15 protein-coding genes are annotated in these 24,392 nt (G+C 38.7%); 10 read left to right on the top strand and 5 right to left on the bottom strand.

All coding sequences use genetic code 11. From position 1 onward, the window contains the following. The gene (locus tag AC2INI_RS13730; RefSeq protein ID WP_486306105.1) at positions 1-1,005 is read left to right on the top strand and encodes a substrate-binding domain-containing protein; all 1,005 of its coding nucleotides are present in this window, start codon (positions 1-3) and stop codon (positions 1,003-1,005) included. Between the two features lie 44 nt (positions 1,006-1,049). On the opposite strand, the gene AC2INI_RS13735 is transcribed toward AC2INI_RS13730, so the two are convergent. From AC2INI_RS13735 to galE, 5 genes are all read right to left on the bottom strand, one after another. After that, positions 1,050-3,617, bottom strand: a complete 2,568-nt coding sequence (locus AC2INI_RS13735; RefSeq protein ID WP_486306106.1) for an ATP-binding protein — start codon at positions 3,615-3,617, stop codon at positions 1,050-1,052. Positions 3,618-3,823: 206 nt separating this feature from the next. Continuing rightward, positions 3,824-4,885 (bottom strand): galactose-1-epimerase, encoded by a 1,062-nt coding sequence (galM, locus tag AC2INI_RS13740; RefSeq protein ID WP_122032002.1) that lies wholly within the window; start codon positions 4,883-4,885, stop codon positions 3,824-3,826. A 9-nt stretch (positions 4,886-4,894) separates the two neighbouring features. After that, positions 4,895-6,055, bottom strand: a complete 1,161-nt coding sequence (gene galK, locus AC2INI_RS13745) for a galactokinase (RefSeq protein WP_486306107.1) — start codon at positions 6,053-6,055, stop codon at positions 4,895-4,897. Positions 6,056-6,198: 143 nt separating this feature from the next. Beyond that, positions 6,199-7,248, bottom strand: coding sequence for a UDP-glucose--hexose-1-phosphate uridylyltransferase (locus tag AC2INI_RS13750; RefSeq protein WP_486306108.1), 1,050 nt, complete (start codon positions 7,246-7,248; stop codon positions 6,199-6,201). A gap of 124 nt (positions 7,249-7,372) precedes the next feature. Then, the gene (gene galE / locus AC2INI_RS13755; RefSeq protein WP_486306109.1) at positions 7,373-8,383 is read right to left on the bottom strand and encodes a UDP-glucose 4-epimerase GalE; all 1,011 of its coding nucleotides are present in this window, start codon (positions 8,381-8,383) and stop codon (positions 7,373-7,375) included. A gap of 285 nt (positions 8,384-8,668) precedes the next feature. On the opposite strand from galE, the gene AC2INI_RS13760 reads away from it, so the two are divergent. The 9 genes from AC2INI_RS13760 (at position 8,669) to AC2INI_RS13800 (ending at position 24,341) form a co-directional block, all read left to right on the top strand. After that, positions 8,669-10,300 (top strand): sodium/sugar symporter, encoded by a 1,632-nt coding sequence (locus tag AC2INI_RS13760; RefSeq protein WP_486306110.1) that lies wholly within the window; start codon positions 8,669-8,671, stop codon positions 10,298-10,300. Positions 10,301-10,436: 136 nt separating this feature from the next. Beyond that, the gene (locus AC2INI_RS13765) at positions 10,437-12,296 is read left to right on the top strand and encodes a DUF294 nucleotidyltransferase-like domain-containing protein (protein ID WP_486306111.1); all 1,860 of its coding nucleotides are present in this window, start codon (positions 10,437-10,439) and stop codon (positions 12,294-12,296) included. A 3-nt stretch (positions 12,297-12,299) separates the two neighbouring features. Beyond that, positions 12,300-13,079: a 3'-5' exonuclease gene (locus AC2INI_RS13770; RefSeq protein ID WP_486306112.1), complete on the top strand. Its 780-nt coding sequence runs from the start codon at positions 12,300-12,302 to the stop codon at positions 13,077-13,079. Positions 13,080-13,180: 101 nt separating this feature from the next. Further along, positions 13,181-14,176: a transcriptional regulator EbgR gene (gene ebgR, locus AC2INI_RS13775; protein WP_486306113.1), complete on the top strand. Its 996-nt coding sequence runs from the start codon at positions 13,181-13,183 to the stop codon at positions 14,174-14,176. A 337-nt stretch (positions 14,177-14,513) separates the two neighbouring features. After that, a complete protein-coding gene (gene ebgA, locus AC2INI_RS13780; protein WP_486306114.1) occupies positions 14,514-17,615 on the top strand; it encodes a beta-galactosidase subunit alpha in 3,102 nt (1,033 codons plus the stop codon). After that, positions 17,615-18,067, top strand: coding sequence for a beta-galactosidase subunit beta (locus AC2INI_RS13785; protein ID WP_045103681.1), 453 nt, complete (start codon positions 17,615-17,617; stop codon positions 18,065-18,067). Before ebgA ends, AC2INI_RS13785 begins: the two co-directional genes overlap by 1 nt. Positions 18,068-18,159: 92 nt before the next feature. Then, positions 18,160-19,587 carry an amino acid permease gene (locus AC2INI_RS13790; RefSeq protein WP_486306115.1) on the top strand — a complete coding sequence of 476 codons (1,428 nt, stop codon included), beginning with the start codon at positions 18,160-18,162 and terminating at the stop codon, positions 19,585-19,587. A gap of 161 nt (positions 19,588-19,748) precedes the next feature. After that, positions 19,749-22,658, top strand: a complete 2,910-nt coding sequence (locus tag AC2INI_RS13795) for an HD domain-containing phosphohydrolase (protein WP_486306116.1) — start codon at positions 19,749-19,751, stop codon at positions 22,656-22,658. A gap of 261 nt (positions 22,659-22,919) precedes the next feature. Beyond that, on the top strand, positions 22,920-24,341 hold the full coding sequence (locus AC2INI_RS13800; protein ID WP_122032012.1) for an amino acid permease: 1,422 nt from the start codon (positions 22,920-22,922) through the stop codon (positions 24,339-24,341). Positions 24,342-24,392: the final 51 nt, after the last annotated feature.

Below are 24,392 nucleotides of genomic sequence, written 5' to 3' on the forward strand. Positions count from 1 at the left end.
ATGGCGACCATTAAAGATGTTGCAAAAGAAGCAGGGGTATCTGTTGCCACTGTGTCTAGAGTGGTAAATAAATCGCCCAAAGCGAGTAAGGCGGCTATCGAATCGGTCAATACTGCCATGAAAAAACTGGGGTATCGCCCAAATGCAAATGCTCGTGCATTAGTTAGCAAAAGTACCAATACGATTGGGGTTATGGTGGGCGATGTTTCTGACCCATTTTTTGGTTCACTGCTTAAAGCGGTTGATAATGTTGCTCAAGCTCATCAAAAACACCTACTTATCGGCAATGGTTATCATGATGCTACCACAGAGAAAGAGGCCATTGAGTTACTCATTAATAACCGCTGTGAGTCTCTGATTATTCATTCAAAAGGATTAAGCGACCAAGAATTGCTGCAATTTGCTGAGGAAGTACCAGGGTTGGTTATTATCAATCGCCATATTCCTGAGATTGCAGATCGCTGTATTTCATTAGATAACCAACACGGGGCAAATCTAGCAACAGAGTATCTTATTACTCAAGGGCATAAATACATTGCGTATATTAACTCTGAACACGATATTGATGATAGCCACCACCGTAAAGCGGGTTACCTACAAGCCTTAGAAACTCATAACATAGTCGTTGATGAAAACTACAGCGCAGAAGCACAGCCTACTGATGAGGGTGGCGAAGCGGCAATGACAAAATTGTTATCACGAAACTTACCAATTACAGCTGTCGTTTGTTATAACGATTATATGGCGGCAGGTGCCTTGTCGGCATTAGAGAAACATCAAATATCTGTTCCAAAAGATATTTCTTTAATGGGGTTTGATAACGGACTCATCGCTAAGTATTTATACCCAAAACTCAGTACGATTGATTACCCTATTCAGACAATGGCTGAGCAAGCTGCTGAACTCTCATTAGCTTTAGCAAAGGGAAATACAGGCACTACTCAAAGGGCTATTTTTCAAGCTACCTTGGTAGAGCGCTCATCAGTAATCAAACAAGAGAATTGAAGACTAGCTTACTGTTTAATAAAAACGGATAGGCAGTAAGTTGCCTATGTATAGGCTTCTAGTTTTTCTAGCACCAACTCTTTTTTAAATGGTTTTGCTACGTAATCATCCATTCCTGATTCGTAGCACTTATCAATATCTTCCACAAATACACTGGCTGTTAATGCAATGATTGGGAGTCGTTTTACCATTTGCTCTTGCTCCCACGCTCGAATAGCCTCTGTCGCCGCAAAACCATCCATAATTGGCATCATGCAATCCATTAATATCAATGAATACACCGAAGATTGAGCTTTCACCATATCAACGGCTTCTTTCCCATCATTGGCTAAGGCAACAATATAGCCTTCTTTTACTAATAATAATGACGCTACTTTTTGATTAATAAGATTGTCTTCCACCACCAATATTGTTTTCTCTTTCACTGTCATATCAGCGACGGTATTAATGCTATCAACTGTATCTGCATTTGGCTTCGTCTCTTGATTATCCTGCTCTTTCTGGCTGGCTTTCTGTACAGCATTAGCCATTAACTTAGTAAAACGCTGACCAAGAAGAGGGTAAATAATCAATCCGTCTATTTCATTACTGAAATCTGCTTTTTCATCTTGTTGTTTCTTACATAACAATATGGCAGCACGTTCATTGGATTCATTCAGTATTTTCACCTCCTCTACTGTCGCTGTTAAGGTGTTTTGGCAATACACAATCACATCATACTGTTTTGAAAGATCTTCTTTTTTATTAAGCTTAGGAAGGATACTGGTTTGTAAACCTAACTTATTACATTCTGATTCTAATTTAGAAGAATAGTGATTTTTATTACTTATAATTAAGCACTTAGTATCACTGTAATCGTCTTCCGTCGCTGTATTTTTCTCTACAACATCCACTTCAAGTCTGAAATAAAATTTACTACCAAATCCTTTTTCTGATTCTAATTTAATATTCCCGCCAAGCAGTTCAACCAATTGACGACAAATCGCAAGTCCTAAACCTGTTCCACCAAATTCTCGCGTAATAGAGCCGTCTTCTTGTGTGAATGGTTCAAATACCTGCTCTAATTTATCTTTTCTAATCCCTATCCCTGTATCTTTTACTGAAAACAGTAAAGATCCACAATTATTGGGTTTGTCTTCGTAATTTATAGATAAAATCACGGCACCTGTTTCGGTAAATTTTACGGCATTAGATAATAAATTCATTAATACCTGACGAAGGCGATGTTCATCAAGCATAACGTATTTAGGCAATTCAGGATCTAGCTCAATTTGCAACGCTAATCCCTTATCTGAAGCCTTACTAAGCATCACAGTTACTGTGTCATAGGCGACCTCTGCAACATTTGATTTTTGTGGTACAAGCACTAAATTACCAGATTCTATTTTCGATAAATCCAAAATATCATTAATCAATAACAGTAAAGCTTGAGAGGAGATATCAATGGTTTGTAAATATTCAGATTGTACTGGGTTTAGTTCTGTTCCACCTAAAATATCAGACATACCGATAATGCCATTTAATGGCGTTCGAATTTCATGAGACATATTGGCAAGAAACGAGCTTTTGGCTTTAGTTGACGCTTCTGCTTTTACTTTCTCTATCTCTAGATTTTCTGTTTTCTTATTAAAAGACCCAATCAGGTTGCCAATTTCATCATTATAGGTGTAATTGATATCAATAACATCGCTCAAATTAGTGTTATTAATTTGCTCTGATATCAATACAATAGGCTTAATTAAACTACGATTAATAAAGTAGTAAGCCATAATTACACACAATAGCAAAATAGGAACAATACCTAATTCAACATTAATTATTTGTTCATAAATATCATCAGCAACTGTTCGGTATGAGTTTACAACTTGTATCTTCCAGTTAAAGTCATTCATAATATGTTTAACAATGTACATATCATCTTGCACGTTAAATTTATAGTCTGCGATGGTTGTATCACCATTATTAATAATAATACCTAATTTGTGCTTTTCTGCTTGAGCTTCAATAACACCGAGCAGCCCTTTTAGTGAAATATCAATCGTCGCAACACCAACAAATTGGCCTTTATCAAAATAGGGTTGAGAGGCGGTTATCATATTTTGTTTAGTGAAAGGATCAATATAAACGTCTGACCATGATATTTGATTAACACTCTTTTCATGTGCAACCGAAACATACCAAGATTCTTTTTGATAGGGAGATACGCTAGGGATATTGTAATCATTAATCAGCTCAACTTTCCCCTCTTCATTTCGAGAGAAAAATAAACTCGCAAGCTGTTTTGAGGGAAGTAACGTATTCGGCTCAGGCCATATACCGCCACTGATAATGATGTCATCACTTTCTTTTAATACCGAAGAAAGCATATTTGTAATGATATCGGGAGAATATCCACTCACCGCAACCCCAACTAAAGCGTGTAGTGTGGAAAGGGAATGACTTAATGGATCATCTATTTCTCGGGCAAGCAGTTGAGTTCTTAGATTCAGGTTGTTTTCTAGATTTTCACGAATAGGCGGCTCAACAACATAATAGGTAATGCTGCCGATAATTGTAATTAAAAAACATACGTAGCACGCTAATGCCAGCATGCTCTTTTTCTTTAGTGACATATTATTCGCCATAAAAACCTAGCACTTATCTTATTGATTTAATAATTAACTATAATCAGCATAGTCACTTTTTTCCTAGAAATCCTACAAATTTCAGATCCGAGCCACATTAATGCCTAAAACAAAAAAATCCCTAATCGATTAACTCGTAGGGATTTTAATTACATTATTGATAATATCCTCTTTAATACCAATCTAAATACGTATTAGACAATAAATTGATATCGAGTCTCGTGTTGGTAAGTATCACTCGACGAAAGAAGGCTACTAGGTTGAGGCCATTCAGGATGATTTGGCGCATCTGGTAAGAATTGGGTTTCTAATGCCACACCTGAATAATCTTGATAGTCACCATCAATACGATTTGGTGTACCTGCTAACCAATTTCCGGTATACAGCTGTATTGCTGGTTTTGTGGTCACCACATGCATTGTGACTAAGCTATCAGGAGACGTTAAGCTTGCTGCACACTCCCCTTTTGCACAAGTTTTATCTAGCACAAATGAGTGGTCATAACCTTTGGCGTTATCTTGATCTTTGTCTAGCATAAAATCTTGTGAGATCACTTTTGGATCGGTGAAATCAAAATTTGTGTCTTTTACTTTTTTCCATGCACCTTTTGGAATACCAACTTCACTTGTTGGTACGTACTCACTGGCGTTGATACTTAGAATATGGTCTAAACCCAGAGAATCACTGTCTGCACCAAGTAGGTTGAAGTAGGCATGATTGGTTAAATTAACTGGGGTTGATTTGGTGCTACGTCCGTTATAACTGATCACGATTTGATTATCATCAGTCAGTTGATAGGAAACAAAAACCGTTAACTCGCCCGGAAAACCTTGGTCACCATCAGGTGAAATTAAGCTAAATTCAATGCTGTTTGTTGTCTCTTTTACGACTGACCAACGACGCTTATCAAACCCTTCTGAACCACCGTGTAAAGTATTGCCTGCTTGGTTGGTATCTACTTGGTATTTAGTGCCATCAATTTTAAACTGACCATTCGCAATTCGATTGGCATAGCGACCTACAGTAACACCCATATAACTTGCTTGTTTTTTAAAACCCGCCATTGTCGATTGACCCAGCAAGACTTCACGTAGTTTACCTTTTACTGGCACTTTGCAACTTAACCACGTCGCACCAATATCCATAAACACAGCGCACATTCCGTTTTCATTTTTGAGTTCGAATAACTGAGCAAGGCGACCATCGCTGGCCGCCTCCTGTGTCATGGTTTCGAACAATGTTGATTGTTCTGTCATGTGTATTCCTTACAGCACTTCCACTAAACCTGCACCATTTTTTGCTTGGCACACATAAATTGATTCTTTTAGGCCTGTTGCGGTTTCGTATAGCTCTTCAACCGCTGCTTTAACTTCATCCACTAATACTGGCGGAACTAAAGCTACGATACAACCACCAAAACCACCACCTGTCATACGAACGCCGCCTTCTGTGCCAATCACGTTTTTAACGATATCAACTAAGGTATCGACTTCGTTTACTGTGATTTCAAAATCATCGCGCATCGAGGCATGAGATTCAGCCATAAGAACAGCCATGCGTTTCATATCCCCTGACGCTAACACTTTTGCCGCTTCTTCGGTACGATCATTTTCTGTAATCACGTGACGCGCACGTTTTGCGACCATTTCATCCAATTCATGTGCTTTTGCGTTGAACTCTTCAATGCTTACATCGCGCAGTGCTTTTACACCAAAGATGCGTGCGGCTTGTTCACATTGCTCACGGCGAGTGTTGTATTCTGAATCAACCAAACCACGTTTTTTATTTGAGTTAATAATAACCACTGACATGTCTTCTGGCATTGATACCGCTGTGGTTTCTAGTGAGCGACAATCGAGTAACATTGCGTGGTTTCCGTTACCTTCCGCTGAAACCATTTGATCCATAATGCCGCAGTTACAACCAACAAATTCGTTCTCTGCTTGCTGACCATTTAGCGCAATTTCTGCTTGGCTAATGTTTAGGTTATAAAGCTCTTTAAAAGTCTGACCAATAACCACTTCTAATGCGGCTGATGAGCTAAGACCTGCACCTTGAGGAACGTTTCCTGATACTGAAATATCTGCCCCTTTGAATTCAAAACCACGACCAATTAAACATTTCACCACACCACGAATGTAGTTCGACCACATTTTGTTTTCTTGGAATGTGATCTCTTGAGTAATATCAAACTCGTCGGTTTCATTACCATAATCTACCGATACGACACGAACAATATTGTCATCACGCTTTGCAGCTGCAACGACCGTTTGGTAGTTAATCGCACAAGGCAATACAAAACCATCGTTGTAATCGGTGTGTTCACCAATTAAGTTCACACGGCCCGGCGCTTGAACAATGTGTGTTGGAGCGTAAGAAAGTACTGAGTTGAATGCGTCTTTTACGTTTTTAATTAAATTTGTCATCGTCTTGTTCTCAAATTTTGTAGGGAATTCTATCTTTAGGTTTCAGGTCGGTCGCAAGCTCCCTGCAGGTTTCAGGGTTACATTCGTTAGACACCATAGTCACAACAAATACCCCTGAATCCTTTAGCGAAGCGTCCTAGTCCCTAATCCTTATAATGCACATCACTCACATCACGCAGTTTTTGCGCGGCTTGCTCTGCAGTTAAATCTCGTTGGCTTTCGGCTAACATTTCGTAACCCACCATGAATTTACGAACCGATGCAGAGCGAAGCAGTGGCGGATAAAACAGTGCATGCAGCTGCCAATGATCAACGTCTGTGCCCTCTTCAAAGAAAGGCGCGTAATGCCAACCCATTGAGTATGGGAATGAACACTGGAACAAGTTGTCGTAACGGCTGGTTAGTTTTTTGATTGCTAACGCCAAATCATCACGTTGCTCGTCCGTTAATTCACTCATGCGGCGAATGTGTGTTTTTGGTAGTAACATGGTTTCAAACGGCCATGCAGCCCAATAAGGGACTACTGCAATCCAATGTTCCGTTTCTACTACCGTACGTTCTCCATCTTTTAGTTCTGATTCAACATAATCAACTAACAAGTTTGAACCGTATTCTTGGTAATACTCTTTAAGATGTTTTTCTTTGCGCTCAATCTCATTGGGTAGGAAGCTGTTTGCCCAGATTTGACCGTGTGGATGCGGTTGAGAACACCCCATTGTCTCGCCTTTATTCTCAAATGCTTGTACCCAAACGTACTCTTTACCTAACTCTTCAATTTGATCGTTCCATGTATCAATCACATTACGAATTTGACCTACTGGCAGTTCTGGCAAGGTTTTGCTGTGATCAGGCGAGAAGCAAATAACACGACTTAACCCACGAACCCCTTGTGTTTTAAATAATGGATTTGTTGACTGTGGCGCTTCTGGTGAATCCGTCATTAGTGCGGCAAAGTCATTACTGAATACGTAAGTGCCTTTATAGTCTGGGTTGGTATCACCAGAGATACGGTCATTGGTTGGGCATAAGAAACAGCCTTTGTCATATTGTGGTAATTCAGCCGTTGATGGTTTTTCATCTTGACCACTCCACGGACGTTTCGCACGATGTGGCGAGACTAAAATCCACTGACCCGTTAATGGGTTATAACGGCGATGTGGATGATCTACTGGGTTAAACTCAACATTTGACATAATTTTTATACTCAATTCTTTAAATAAATATGAACTCAAACTTGGAGATCGCTCTATGCTCTTCTCTGAACTCTCTCAGGGAGCTTGCGACTGATCTGAATTCTGAACTCTACTCTTTTAGATCTTAATAACCTTCAGGATTATTCGACTGCCAGCGCCATGTATCCGCACTCATTTCCATCACATTGCGAGTCGCTTTCCAGCCTAATTCTTTCTCTGCTTTTTCAGTGCTTGCCCAACATTCAGCAATATCACCCGCACGTCGAGGACATAAAGTATAAGGAACTGGCTTACCTGAAGCTTCGGCAAACGCCTCAAGCATTTCTAAAACACTTGAACCTTTACCTGTGCCTAAGTTGTAAATATGAAGGCCTGATTTTTCACCCACGGCTTTTAATGCGGCGATGTGTCCATCCGCTAAATCCATCACATGAATATAATCACGGACGCCTGTGCCATCTGGGGTTGGGTAATCATTACCAAATACAGACAATGATTCACGACGGCCAACCGCAACTTGAGCAATAAATGGCATTAGGTTATTTGGAATTCCTTGAGGGTCTTCCCCCATGGTGCCAGATGGATGTGCGCCTACTGGGTTGAAATAGCGAAGTAAGGTAATGCTCCAATCGTTCTCTGCATCAAACAGATCAGAGAAACACTCTTCAACCATGTATTTACTGCGACCATAAGGATTTGTGGTTGCGCCAGTTGGTGAGTTTTCAGTAATAGGAACAATAGCAGGATCGCCATAAACAGTTGCTGATGAGCTAAATACGATGCTTTTTACATTCGCTTTTCGCATTGATCGAGCCAGCACCAATGAACCATTAACGTTGTTGTCGTAATACTCTAGAGGTTTTGCAACAGACTCACCCACTGCTTTTAAACCAGCAAAGTGGATCACAGATGAAATAGTGTGTTCAGCAAAAATACTATCTAGAAAAGCTTCATCACGAATGTCTCCCTGATAAAAGACAGGACGAACTTGAGTTAACGCTTCGATGCGATCAAGCACTGCGACTTTGCTGTTTTCCAAGTTATCCAAAATGATAGGTTCAATGCCTGCTTCAATCATTTGAATACATGTGTGGCTACCGATATAGCCCATTCCGCCAGTTACTAATACTTTCATGATTAACTCTTCCTGCTAGATTTTAGTAAAGTTTACCAGTGCCTTTAAAATAATATCGTGATCACTTTCAAATAAATGTAAACGTTTACATTACCAGGAAAATAACATAATCATACTAAAAATTCGGTACAACCCCTTTTCAATTCAATATAAAACAACACTTTAGAATGTTTATTTAAAATTAATTCTATTTGTAACATTCTGTGACACCTATCACCACCCTTAAAATTGTAAACGTTTACAATCCAACTTCAAATCAAAACAACAAGTGGTAGGTTTAATGCTATGTCTGATATAGAAAATGGATTAGGAGTTGTCGACATCATTGTTTTTGCTCTCTATGTAGCAATTATTATCGGCGTTGGTCTCTGGGTATCGAGAGATAAAAAAGGCTCTCAAAAAAGTACAGAAGAATACTTTCTCGCAGGAAAATCGCTTCCTTGGTGGGCAGTAGGTTCATCATTAATTGCTGCTAACATTTCAGCTGAACAGTTTATTGGAATGTCAGGTTCTGGCTTTTCGATTGGTTTAGCTATTGCTTCATATGAATGGATGGCTGCAATTACATTGATTATTGTTGGTAAGTACTTCCTGCCAATATTTATTGATAAAGGCATTTACACTATTCCAGAGTTTGTAGAAAAACGCTTTAACAAAAACTTAAAAACTATCTTAGCCATATTCTGGATTGCATTGTATGTATTCGTAAACTTAACCTCTGTATTGTATTTAGGTGGGCTTGCATTACAAACTATCCTTGGTATTCCACTCATGTACTCTATTCTTGGTTTAGCTCTATTTGCATTAGCTTACTCTATTTATGGTGGCCTATCTGCGGTTGTGTGGACAGACGTTATACAAGTTTTCTTCCTAATTCTTGGTGGTCTATTAACCACTTATATGGCAGTGGACTTTATTGGCGGATCTGATGGTTGGTTCAGCGGTTTATCTAAAATGGCTGAAGCAGCACCAGAACATTTTGAGATGATCTTAGATCAAAGTAATCCTCAATATATGAATTTACCTGGTATTGCGGTTCTTATTGGTGGTTTATGGGTTGCAAATCTATATTACTGGGGCTTTAACCAATACATCATTCAACGAACCTTAGCGGCAAAATCGATTGCTGAAGCACAAAAAGGAATTATTTTTGCAGCATTCTTAAAATTAATAGTACCATTCCTTGTCGTTGTTCCGGGTATTGCTGCTTATGTAATCACAACGTCACCAGAATTGATGTCACAGCTTGGTAGCGTAGCAACAACAAACATGCCCTCTCTTGCTCATGCCGATAAAGCCTACCCTTGGCTAACTCAATTCTTACCTGTTGGCTTTAAAGGCATCGTTTTTGCTGCTCTAGCTGCAGCAATTGTTTCATCATTGGCTTCAATGCTGAACTCAACCGCCACGATTTTCACTATGGATATTTACAAAGAGTATATAGGGAAAAATACGGGTGACCATAAGCTTGTAAATGTAGGTCGAATGTCAGCTATTGTAGCATTAATCATTGCTTGTCTAATCGCACCAATGCTAAGTAATCTTGGTCAAGCATTCCAATATATTCAAGAATATACAGGTTTAGTTAGCCCGGGTATCTTAGCTGTTTTCTTACTAGGCTTATTTTGGAAAAAAACCAACAGTAAAGGCGCAGTTACTGGCGTGATAGTGTCGATTCCATTCGCACTATTCTTAAAATTTATGCCGCTAAATATGCCTTTCATGGATCAAATGCTATACACACTTCTATTTACAATGGCAGTAATTGCATTTACTAGCCTAAGTCATTCAGAGCATGATGATGACCCTAAAGCTATCGCATTAGATTCTTCCATGTTTACTACTGAGCGTAGTTTCAATATTGCCGCTTACGTAGTTGTGATTATTCTTGCAGTGCTGTACTCAGTATTCTGGTAATCTTCTCTAGCCTCATCTTGTGATGAGGCTATTCATATTAATTATCGCTTTATTATGATTACTATGAATAGCCTTCAATACTAGATTAAAGTAAAAGGCATTAATAATAACAAACACATAAGAAGGCGCTATCGATATGAATAATGAACTCCTCCCTAACATTGTTTCCTTCTTACAAACAATTTATCCTTTTAACTTATTGCCTTCCACTGCGCTCAATGACATCGCTCAAACTGTCGATATCTTATTACTTGGTCCTGAAGAAACCATCGAAAATGACGATGATTCGACCTATCTTTATATTATTCGAACTGGTGTTGTGCAGCAGAATAACCTCGATGGAACACTACGTGCCAAATTAGGGGAAGAAGACATTTTTGGTTTTAACCTACAACAAAATAACTCAGAGTTTGGTTACTCTATTTTAGCTATAGAAAATACGCTTCTTTATCGTTTTGATTACGCATCGTTAATGGCATCAGTTGGCGCTTACCCTCAGGTTGCCTCATCTCTTGCTTTAAGTTTAAAGACTCGTTTACGAGCACAAGATGCTAAGCAAGACAGTGAACAACGTACCCATCAGAACTATCTTCGTCCTAATAGTGATATTGCCGATCCTAAAATAGCCATCGTATCTCCAACGGATACGATTCAAGAAGTCGCCCATCAAATGCGCAATGTTATTGGGGTTTCTTGCGCGTTTATCGTTGATAAAAATAGCATTTTAATAGGAATGATTACTGATAAAGACATGACTAAGCGCGTTGTTGCTCAAGCCAAAAACGTGCATGAACCCATCAGTTCTATCATGACTCAAGATATCCATACTGTGTATGAAGATGAGCTAGTAATGAGCGCGGTTCAGTTAATGATGAAGCACAATATTCAAAACATTCCTGTACTCAATAGTCAAAAACAAGTCACAGGATTTATCACTCCGCAGCATTTAATTCAGAACGACAGTGTTCAATCTATTTTCTTACTTGATAAAATTCGTCACGCTGACTCGATTGCGGCTTTAATCGATTTATCTAAACAGCGCAGTGCCGTATTTCAAAGCATGATGGAGAGTAACGCATCACCAACCACCATCGGACAAGTTCTGAGTATGATTTACGATGCCTTCACTTATCGATTAATCGAACTCGCTATCGATCAATTTGGACAACCACCTTGTAAATTTACTTGGATAGTCGCAGGCTCTCATGCTCGAAATGAAGTGCACTTAGCTTCTGATCAAGACAATGCCATTATCCTTGCTGACGATGCTACGGGCTCTGATAGGATTTATTTCAACCATTTTGCAATGTACGTATGTAAAGCACTTTCTGAGTTAGATTACAGCTTATGTACAGGCCGCTTCATGGCAGCCACACCTAAATGGTGCCAAAAAGCGCACATCTGGCAGGAATATTATCGTAAATGGAGTACTAATCCTGAATACGATTTATTGCTTAATCTAAATGTATTTTTAGAAATTCGTCCGGTTTATGGTGATGAAGGCCTATTTGAGAATGTTGATGCTTGCCGTCATGAATTGGTAAGTAAAAATATGTCACTCACTATCGCAATGCTTCGTAATACCTTAAGAACGCGTCCACCACTGGGGATATTCAAGCATCTGGTATTAGAAAAGGACGGTAATGATAATAAAGTATTAAATATCAAAAAAGCCGCTATCTCTTGCATGGTTGACTTTATTCGTATTCATTCATTAATGGAGGGAGGAACAGCCCTAAACACCAGCGAACGAATGGAGTTTTTACATGAGAATAACGTGTTAAATGATGTCACTTATCAAGATCTCAGTGAAACCTATCATTATGCTAATCGCCTGAGATTTCAGCACCAATTACAAGCAATACAAAATGAAAAACCCATTGATAATCAACTTCAACCAGATTTATTTGGTAGTTTTGAACGTCAGCATATAAAAGATGCGTTCCGTATTGTGTCAAGCTTTCAAGAGTTAATGAAAATGAAGTTTGGTGTCTAACAAATGCCAAATAAATCATTAACGAACAAAAATATAATCAACCACATGATGGACTTATTTTCTAATCGCCATCCATTGATTCATTTAGAAGAACAAAGACAAACGTTAATAGCACAAGATGTAGCGCTACCGAATTACTTAACAAGTTTGCTTGAATCTCCTTATCCAAGCCCAAAAGAAGACAGTAATAACATCACCTTTACTGTCGTAGATTTTGAAACTTCAGGACTTAACCCAGAAAGCGATCATATTGTCAGCATCGGTTGGGTTCATATTATTAAAAATACAATTAAACTTAGCAGAGCTCAACATTACATTATCAATGAACCAACAGTAGAAAGATCGCCGTCTGAACATACCGAGGTAGACCATACCGCTCGTTCGTTGCATCACATTTTGCCTGAACAGCAAAAGACGGGTATATCAATTGAAAAGGCAATGGAACGGTTCTTTACCAGCCTTCCAAACAGTATTTTAATTGTTCATGGTGCCACAATAGAACAGCGTTTTTTAGAACAATTTTTTCTGTCACACCAACTTCCAAACCTACCCATAATTTGGTTAGACACATTGAGAATTGAACAAAATACAATTGAATATAATCGCCATCAAAGAGATTTCCGTTTATTCTCTCTCAGACGCCAATATAACCTACCAGATTACCCTGCTCATCACGCTTTAGTCGATGCAATTTCAACCGCCGAACTGTTTTTAGCACAAAGAAAACGTCTATTTAATCAATCTGTTGCCCCTATTGGATTCTTATATCAAAAGTCACGATAGCGAAACCAAGTAAAACTTTAGTAAAAATGATATTTAAGTATCAAAGTCATCATTTATTCAGTAATATACTGGAATATTAATAAATAAAGGCTGGAGGATGAATGGCAACGTTAAAGGAAATAGCCAACGAAGCTGGCGTTTCATTGGCAACGGTATCTCGTGTATTAAATGAAGATCCTACGCTAAGTGTAAAAGAAGAAACTAAGCGACGTATTTTCGAGATCGCAGAAAAGCTTGAGTACAAAACCAGCTCGACTCGTAAACTGGCCAGTGCCTTACCTCAAGTAGCAAAAGAACAATTACACTTTCTGGCTTTATATAATTATAAACAAGAAACTGAAGTCAATGATCCTTACTACCTTGCTATTCGACACGGTATCGAGACTCAGTGTGATAAATTTGATATCACGTTGACCAATAGCTATGAAAGCAGTCTTGAGATTAAAAACCCGAATGTCGATGGTATTTTACTCGTCGGTCGTCAAAGTAAAGCTCAATTAAAAGCGATTCAAAAGATCAGTAAAAACATTGTTTATATTGATTATACCGATCACGAACAAAACTTTGATTCTGTTGATATTGATCTTGCGCGTATCAGTAAGGAAGTCATCAACTACTTTATCAATCAAGGTTACGATCGTATTGGTTTTATTGGTGGTCAAGATGATATTGATTGTTCTGATATCCGTGAAGAAGTGTTTGCGGAATACGGTCAGTTAAAAGGCGTAGTCTCTGAATCTGACCTTTACCGTGGTGATTTCTCAAGTTCATCAGGTTATAAACTGGCTAAAGCAATGCTAGAAACCGATCATGCAAATGCTCTGTTTATTGCTTCTGACTCTATTGCTATTGGTGTATTGCGTGCTATCCATGAAAAAGGCTTACGCATTCCAGAAGACATTGCTTTAATCAGTGTTAATGACATACCAACCGCCAAGTTTACCTTCCCTTCTCTGTCTACCGTTCGTATTCATTCAGAACTGATGGGAAGCCAAGGCGTTAACTTGTTACTTGAGCGCCGTCGTGATGAACGAGTAATCCCTGTTCGTGTGTATATTCCAAGTAAATTACGCTTGCGTGATACCACTAAAAAATAACTAAAAACTCTTTTTTATTTTAATAAAAGCAGCGTTTATCTCGCTGCTTTTTTTACACCTAAATTTTAACGATTTACTCTAATCTTTTCTATTTCTGCACAATACACCATCACTTCACGATTATTTTATCTATTTATTAATCAATTAAGGTTAATGAATTGTTTCTACAACTCTTATTAACGTTACCAAGCTCACAAAGCTCAGTTCAATATGTGACCAAGTTAAAAGTAAGACAATTTACCAATTTATTTTACTAAAACTTTAGTTAATATCTTTTACCAGAGAGTTATTAATTACCTATTTATAAGAACTATCGGCATCGTCCGGGAGGCTACACGTGAACAATTGGGAAAACTTCTTCCGCCTTAATGAAAACAGAATGGCACCGCGTGCTTACTTTTTCTCATACGATTCAGTTCAGTCTGCAAAGACATTCCAACGTGAATTAAGCAGCCACTACCAGCTATTAAGTGGCCAATGGAATTTCAACTTCTTTACTAATCCATTACTTGTACCTGACGAGTTCTACTCTGAGCACATGAGCGATTGGGGCAGCATTACCGTTCCTAACATGTGGCAAATGGAAGGTCATGGTGATCTTCAATACACAGATGAAGGCTTTCCTTTCCCTATCGATGTTCCTTTTGTACCAAGTGACAACCCTACGGGCGCTTATCAACGAACCTTCACGTTAGGCGAAACTTGGAACAACAAACAAACCATTATTAAATTTGATGGCGTAGAAACTTACTTTGAAGTGTACGTAAACGGTAACTACGTTGGTTTTAGTAAAGGCAGCCGTTTAACCGCTGAATTTGATATCTCTGAATTTGCACAACAAGGTGAAAACCTGCTTTCTGTTCGTGTAATGCAATGGGCTGACTCAACTTACATTGAAGACCAAGACATGTGGTGGACTGGCGGTATCTTCCGTGATGTTTACCTCGTTGGTAAAGAGCAAGTTCATGTTCAAGACATTACCATTCGCACTGATTTTGATGCAAATTACCAAAGCGCGACACTGTCTTGTAAGGCAGATTTAGAAAACCTAACAAACAACTCAGTATCTAACTATTCACTTGATTATACACTGTTTGATGGTAAGGCTGTTGTTTCTGAAGGCTCTGTAAATTCACTTTCTTTTGATGCGAAATACACTGTCGATATCAAGATTGATATGGAAAACCCTACGCATTGGACAGCTGAAAACCCTTACCTATACCAATTGGTACTTACACTTAAAGATGAAAGCGGAAAAACACTAGAAATCATTCCAAACCGTGTTGGTTTCCGTGACATTAAAGTGCGCGATGGTCTGTTCTACATCAATAACAAATACGTCATGCTTCATGGTGTAAACCGTCACGATAACGATCACCTAAAAGGTCGAGCTGTGGGTATGGATCGTGTTGAGAAAGACATCGTATTAATGAAACAACACAACATCAACTCAGTACGTACTGCTCACTACCCTAATGATCCACGCTTTTATGAACTGTGTGATGTATACGGTCTGTTTGTTATGGGTGAAACCGATGTAGAAACGCACGGCTTTGCTAACGTTGGAGATTTAAGCCGAATTACCAATGATCCTGCCTGGGAACACGTCTTTGTCGAGCGTATTGAACGCCATATTCACGCTCAGAAAAACCACGCATCAATCATCATGTGGTCACTAGGTAACGAATCTGGCTACGGCTGTAATATCAAATCTATGTATGATGCAGCAAAAGCAATTGATGACACTCGTCTGGTTCATTATGAAGAAGACCGTGATGCTGAAGTGGTTGATATCATCAGTACCATGTACTCACGTGCTCAACTAATGAATGCCTTTGGTGAGCATCCTCATAATAAACCACGCATCATTTGTGAATACGCACACGCAATGGGTAATGGCCCAGGAGGGTTAACTGAATACCAAAACGTGTTCTATAAGCATGATTCTATTCAAGGACATTATGTTTGGGAATGGTGTGATCACGGCATTCTTGCTAAAGATGAAAACGGCACTGAGTTCTTAAAATATGGTGGCGATTACGGCGATTATCCAAACAACTACAACTTCTGCATGGATGGTTTGGTTTACTCAGATCAAACTCCAGGGCCTGGCTTAAAAGAATACAAGCAAGTTATCGCACCGGTTAAGATCCACGCTAAAGACGCAGCAAACGGCATTTTCACTGTTGATAACAAACTGTGGTTCTCTAATCTTGATGACTACACCATTACCGCTGAGATCCGTGCTGAAGGCGAAACTTTGCAAAGCACAACGCTAAAAGTAGAAGGTTTAACTGAAAACTCAAGCCGTGACATTGAAATCACATTACCAGAGCTAGATGGTCGTGAAGCCTTCATTAACTTCACGGTTCGTAAAGATTCTCGCACTCTGTATAGCGAAGCGAATCACGACATTGCTATTTACCAAGTTCAATTAAAAGAAAACACAGAGCAGCTTCCAGTGTTCTCTAACAGTAATGCAATCGCACTTGATATCACGGCATCTCGTTTAGATTATGTAGTTAAAGGTCTGAACTTTGCGCTTACTTTCTCGAAGGTGAACGGTAAATTAACCTCATGGTTAGTAAATGGTGAAGAGCTAATTGCAAGCTCACCTAAGCTGAATTTCTTCAAACCGATGGTGGATAACCATAAGCAAGAGCATGAAGGCCTGTGGGAACCTGCACACCTTCAAATCATGCAAGAGCACTTCCGCTCTATCGACCTTGATGCATCAAATGGTAAAGCCACTTTCACGGTAACCAGCATTATTGCACCACCTGTGTTTGATTTTGGTATGCGTTGTACTTACGTTTATGAAATCAATAAAGAAGGTCAGCTGAACATTCAGCTATCTGGAGAGCGTTACGGTGATTACCCTCATGTTATCCCTGTGATTGGTTTAGATCTTGGCATCAATAATGAGTTTGACCAAGTTCAATACTACGGCCGAGGTCCTGAAGAGAACTACCAAGACAGCCAACAAGCAAACATGATTGATGTATACCAAACAACGGTAGCGAATATGTTTGAGAACTACCCGTTCCCACAAAACAATGGTAACCGTCAGCACGTTCGTTGGGCATCGTTAGCTAATCGTCACGGTTCTGGTCTATTTGTTAAGCCTGAGCAAGAGATTAACTTTAGCGCTTGGTTCTACACGAGCCAAAACATTCATGAAGCACAGCACACGATTGAACTTGAGAAGAGTGGTTACATCACACTTAACCTTGACCATAAACTAATGGGCTTAGGTTCAAACTCTTGGGGATCTGAGGTGTTGGATTCATACCGTGTTTACATGGATAAATTCCAATACGCACTAACTTTGGTTCCATTTCAACAAGGTGGCTGTTCACCAAAAACATTGGCGAATCACACATTTACCTCAAACACAGCATTCACTTCAAAAACAACAATTGAAGGCGGAGAAAAGTAATGATCATTTTAGACAACCTAGAACAATTTAAAGTGGTATATCGCGACGGCCGTAAATGGAACCGTTGTGTTGAAGCGATTGAAAACATTGGCAATCTACGTGATGGGATCATGTATTCAATTGGTGATTCTCTGGTGTACATGATTGAAGATGGCGTGGCTAAAAACACAGAAAGCTTTGTTGGTAACCGCCGATACTTTGATATTCATTACTACCTAGAAGGTCGTGAAACCGTTGAGGTTGCGAATAAGTCTGAACTAGAAAGCGTGCAAGCGTATTCCGATGAAACGGATCGTGAACACCTAAATGGTAACGGTCAAACACATCAACTTTGTGAAGGCCAAGTCGCAGTGTTTGATAACAGTAAAGCCTACAAATTCCATGGCGATAGTCGTGTTCGAAAAGTGGTTCTAAAAGTCACTATCGAAGATGGCTATTTCCTGAATAAATAAGTAATACCTGAAATAAAAAACTATGAGAGGGGTTGGATCTTAACCGACCAAACCCCTCCTACCCTACAATATGTGATTCATCGGAGTACCTTATGTCTACATCAACTCGTGGCACGATAGGCAAGTTCGCCTTACTGTCTATGACTTTTGCTGCAGTTTATAGCTTCAATAATATCATCAATAATAATATTGAGATCGGGCTATCCTCTGCACCTATGTTCTTCCTTGCAACCTTGTTCTATTTTGTTCCATTTTGTTTAATCGTTGCCGAATTTGTATCTCTTAATAAAAACTCCGAAGCCGGTGTTTATGCATGGGTAAAAAGTTCGCTCGGTGGTCGCTGGGCATTTATTACCGCGTATACTTATTGGTTTGTTAACCTATTCTTCTTCACCTCTTTACTACCAAGAATCATTGCTTATGCGTCTTATGCTTTCTTAGGGTTCGAGTACATATTTACACCATTAACTACGGCGGTATTAAGTACCCTACTGTTTGCGGTAGCGACTCATGTATCAAACAATGGTGCGAAATTACTAGGTCCAATTACCTCTTTAACCTCATCATTAATGCTTCTGCTTACTCTGTCTTACATTTTATTATCAGGCGGCGCGTTAATTGGTGGTATTGAGCCAGCAGACCCAATCACTATTGAAGCAATGACTCCATCATTTAACTGGGCGTTCCTTGGTGTAATTACGTGGATCTTCATGGCGGCAGGTGGTGCAGAATCAGTTGCTGTTTATGTAAACGACATCAAAGGCGGTCATAAATCTTTCGTAAAAGTGATCATCATTGCAGGTATATTTATTGGTGCACTTTACTCAGTTGGCTCAGTGCTTGCGAACGTATTTGTCTCTCGTGAAGAGTTGAAATTTACGGGTGGCTCAGTACAAGTGTTTGAAGGTTTAGCAAGACATTTCGGTCTATCTGAAATCTTAATGAACCGTTTTGTTGGTATCGTATCATTCACCGCGATGCTTGGTTCGCTACTAATGTGGACTGCAACTCCGGTTAAGATCTTCTTCTCTGAAATTCCAAAAGGTATTTTTGGTGAAAAAACAGTAGCACTAAACAAACAAGGTGTGCCTGAGCGTGCAGCATGGATTCAGTTCTTAATCGTTATTCCACTAATGTTTATCCCAACACTAGCGTCTGATACGGTACAAGATTTAATGAGCACCATCATTAACATGACAGCGGCTGCCTCTATGCTTCCACCACTGTTCATCATGATAGCGTACTTAAACTTACGCATAAAATTGGATCACCTAGAGCGTGACTTTAGAATGGGCTCTCGCCTTACTGGTATCACTGTGGTTTCAATTCTGATTGGTATCTTCACGGTTGGTTTCTTTGCGTCAACCTTCCCAACAGGTGCAGATATCATGACGATTATCTTCTACAACGTCGGTGGTATTGTTATCTTCCTTGGTTATGCATGGTGGAAATACAGCAAATACGAAAAATCATTATCTAAAGAAGAACGAATTGAAGAAGCAAAACCTGCTGTTCAATAATTCATGGTTTTTTAATTAAATAAAACTAAACCGAAAAAAACCGAGAGTAGCCATACTCTCGGTTTTTTTATTTTAATTAATACTTTATCCGTTATTCGCCATCGATTTTTTCCTATTTGTAAACTACGTTTATTCTAGATAATAAAAACAATTGGTGCGTTATGATATCTCGAATAAAAAAAATAAAAGATAAACTACTATTGCCACTGCACATTCATATATCGACGTTGTTTATGGTAATGATCGTCGCCATCTGTTCGGTACAAATATACATAACCAACAAAGGCATCAATCAACTTTTACTTGAAGCTACCTCAACCATTTTTGACCGAATATCGACAGATACAAGATCTTCAATAAGAAGTGAATATAGACCCGCATTTAACGCAATAGCTAAGCTCTCCAAGAGAGATATAGTCCATACCGAAACATTAGAGCAACGCAACGCTTACTTTACCGAATTAGCGATGCTCTTAGATTTACATAAACACGTCTCGACGTATCGTATTTCCTTTCCAAATGGCGATTGGTTTGGCGTTGGTATATTAGGTAATTCCTTATTTAGAAAAAAACTAAACACTCCAGAGAATACTTACTATTTCTTCATCAATCATAACTCTACTATCGAAAATAAAACCACCGTTTTTTTCTACGATGATCAAGCACGTTTTATCCGTTCAGATGAACTTAATGAACATCAATATGACCCAAGAAATGAAAATTGGTTTAAGAATTCGATCAAAGAAAAAATTGTTTTATCTAAACCTCGTTACTTTCCAGGATTACAACAATTTGGTTTAACCCTTCATAAGAAAGCAGAGAATAACGTTGTTGTAAGTGCTGATATTTTAATGGAAAAACTCAGTCACGTATTAAAAAGCACGGCTATCCACCCCTCCTCTCTTAGAGTGCTTTATGATGAGAAGAACATCGTTTACGCAAGTAATTCCACCAACCTCGCTTTAATGAACAAAGAAGAAAGTAAAGTCATCAATTTGAGTGATTTACTTAACTCTGAGGTATTAAGCACAATTCAACACGTCAATTCAGACCAAAAAATTCAACAATATCAGAATAATGATGAAAATTGGTATGGGAAAATATTTTCGGTTCCAATTAACACAGAACGATCATTAAACTTATTGGTTGCGGTAAAAGAATCAGAATTATTATCTAGTGCCTATATTATTCGCCAACAGACCATTTGGTGGTCTTTCGTTATTCTTATTCTGTCGATTCCTTGTATTTATTTCATATCACAAAGAATATCAAAGCCAATCCAACAAGCCACAGAGCAAGCACGGTTAATATCCACATTTGATTTTTCATCTATCGATCACACACCAACCAAGATACTTGAAATAGCAAATCTTACCCAATCTATTTCTGGTATGAAATCAGCGATAGAAAATTACTTTAACCTAACCAATTCAATATCAAAAGAGAATAACTTTGATGAATTAATAAAGCTCATTGGCCGCAGTACTGCCAAAGCAACAAAAGCAAACGCTGCTTATCTTTATCTTATCAATGATGCAGAAACTCACATAGAACCTCAATTTGCATGGAGAGCAACCACACAAAATGAAGACATTAGTCAATTAGAAAGCTTTGCTCTAAATGATGAAAAAATAGCAAAAACCATTGAACAGATAATGATCAAAAAGAAACCCTTTGAAAACCTGAATATTAATACATTCGACACACAAGAACAGAATAAATTGGGTTTAGACAGTGAGCAAATATGGTCTATCACCTTCCCTTTGTTTTCTAAAGAAAAACAAACCATAGGGGCAATGATATTAGTGTTTGATGTGAAAGAGAGTGAGTACATTCGTAATACTAAGTTTCACTACTTTGAATCATTAATTAACTATACTGCCATTGCTTTAGATGGACGAAAAATGCAACAAAATCAAAAGGATTTACTCGATTCTTTTATTCAAATAATGGCAAGTGCGATTGATACAAAGTCACCTTATACTGGAAACCATTGTCAGAAAGTGCCTTTATTAACCCAATGGCTTTCTCAGGTGGCGAGTGATTCTTCTACTCCACCATTTAACGATTTCAAACTGAACGCCACTCAACAAGAGGAGTTAAGAATTGCTTCGTGGTTACATGATTGCGGTAAAATAACCACACCAGAATACGTCGTTGATAAAGCAACAAAATTAGAAACTATTTACAATCGAATTCATGAAATAAGAACAAGATTTGAAGTATTAAAACGTGATGTTGAAATAAAACAATGGAAGGAAGCGTTTAATAACACGCTACCTGATGAGTATAGAGAAGAATTGGAACAAGAATGGCAACGATTAGATGAAGAATTTGCTCTTATTGCGAGAGTAAATGTGGGTGATGAGTTCTTATCAGAACAAGATGTAGAAAAAGTACAGAAAATTGGTCAACAAACCTGGATACAAACCTTAGATAGTAGCCTTGGTCTTGCATGGGAAGAAAAAGCACGCCTGAATAACTCGATTAACGCCCTATTGCCTATAACGGTTACCCTGCTACAAGACAATCAATCCCATCTAATTCCGAGAGTAACTAATACCGTTCAAGATCCACGCTTTACATTACAGCCACCAGAATACAAAAATAACATTGGCGAAACCTATAATCTATCGATTCAGCGCGGTACGTTAAATAATGAAGAGCGATTTACAATAAATGATCATATTATTCAAACAATTAAAATGCTGGAAGCTCTCCCGTTTCCAAAAACGATGAAAGATATTCCCAAAATAGCAGGTGGCCATCATGAAAAAGTCGATGGCACAGGTTACCCTATGGGACTAAAAGCAGAAGAAATGCCACTTACCGCACGAGCCATGGCTATTGCTGATATTTTTGAAGCCCTAACCAGTCACGACCGACCATATAAGAAAGCAAAAACATTAACGGAATCTTTAAAAATTATGAGTTTCATGGTTAAAGATAAACACATCGACAAAGATTTGTTTAATTTATTTTTAACCTCAGGTCTCTATCACAAATACGCAGAAGCACACTTAAAGCCAGAACAGTGCGATGACGTTGATATTCATAACTACCTAAGCTAGTCGTATTCCACTACGTTCCCTTCTTTGCACCTATAAATATGGGTGCAAAATTATTCCTTTTATTTTCCGACTGTTCACGACTCTCCCTGCTAGCATAGATCACCATCACAGTTTGCTGTTTTCTTAATCTCTATTTAATGACATATCTCACAGTAACTTTTAGTAAAACTTATTACTATAATTTTACTAAAAGTTACCTGAAATTGTTAACTAAAATAATAAACTTATAATCCAAACGCAAACACATAGGGATACATTATTATGTCTGATTCTTTACGAGGGACAATTGGCAAATTTGCCTTACTGTCGATGACAATGGCGGCGGTATTTAACGTTCGTAACATTGTTAATAACAACATCGAGCTGGGGCTAAGTTCTGCACCCATCTTTTTATTCGCTACTTTAGTCTACTTCATCCCATTCGTATTCATTATTGCTGAATTTGTATCAGCAAACAAAAACTCAGAATCAGGTATGTACGATTGGTTAAAACAACCTCTTGGCACTAAGATGGCTTATTTAGGTTCTTTCCTTTACTGGTTTGTAAATCTATTCTGGTTCGTATCTCTACTTCCTAACGTTATTGCTTATGCTTCTTATGCAATGTTAGGTTATGAATACGCCTTCTCTCCTATTGTCACCTCTGTTATCTCTATTGTTTTATTTGCAGCTGCGACGCATATTTCAACCAAAGGTGCATCATGGCTAGGCAAAATTGCAGAGATGGTTGCTTATGGTGTTTTTGCTCTGTTTGCGGTGTATGTTATCGGCGCGCTAATGGCACTTAGTGGCGACCACACACCTGTTGAACCAATCACACTAAAAGCAATGACTCCAACCATTAACTGGGCAACGCTAGGTATTATGTGTTGGATCTTCCAAGCAGCCGGTGGTGCAGAAACTGCCGCAGCTTATTTGAAAGATGTAAAAGGCGGTCAAAAGACGTTTATTAAAGTTATCATTGCCGCAGGTATCCTAATTGGTGCTATGTATGCTGTTGGTTCTTTACTTGTAAACGTGTTTGTTGCTCGTGATTCTCTAACCTACGCTGGTGGTATGGTTGAAATCTTTACGGGTATGGCTCAATACTTCAACGTTTCTGAATCATTAGTTGGTCGCTTTGTTGGTATCGTTCTTTTCATCGCAATGTTCGGTTCTATGATGATGTGGACTGCAGCGCCAGTTAAAATTCACTTCTCTGAAATCCCTCAAGGTGTTTACGGTGAGAAAACAACAGAACTAAACGAGCACGGTGTTCCTGTTCGCGCAGCATGGTGGCAGTTTGCTTTCGTAGTTGTGATGCTAGTTGTAAATGGCTTTGGCTCTGAATCTGTACAAGACATGATGAATACAGCAATTAACTTAACAGCTGGTACTGCAATGCTACCACCGATCTTCATTATGGTTGCTTACTTTGTTTTCCGCTTGAAGCATGATGATACTCCTCGCGATTTCCGTATGGGCTCGCGTAAAGTAGGCATGGGTGTGGTATCGGTACTTATCACTATCTTTGTGGTAAGTATGACAGCATCGGCTTTCCCAACGGGTGTTGATTTAGTCCAAGCCTTCTTCATCAATGTATTTATGACAATGGTATTCTCTGCTCTTGCATACTGGTGGATCTCTCGCTTTGAAAAGAAGCAAGAAAAAGCAGCTGAACTAAAAACAGCATCGGCAAAATAAGTAGAAATCAAATTAGCATTTAGTTTCTCTAAATAAGACAAAGGCACTGAT

The organism is Aliivibrio friggae (genome assembly GCF_057368515.1).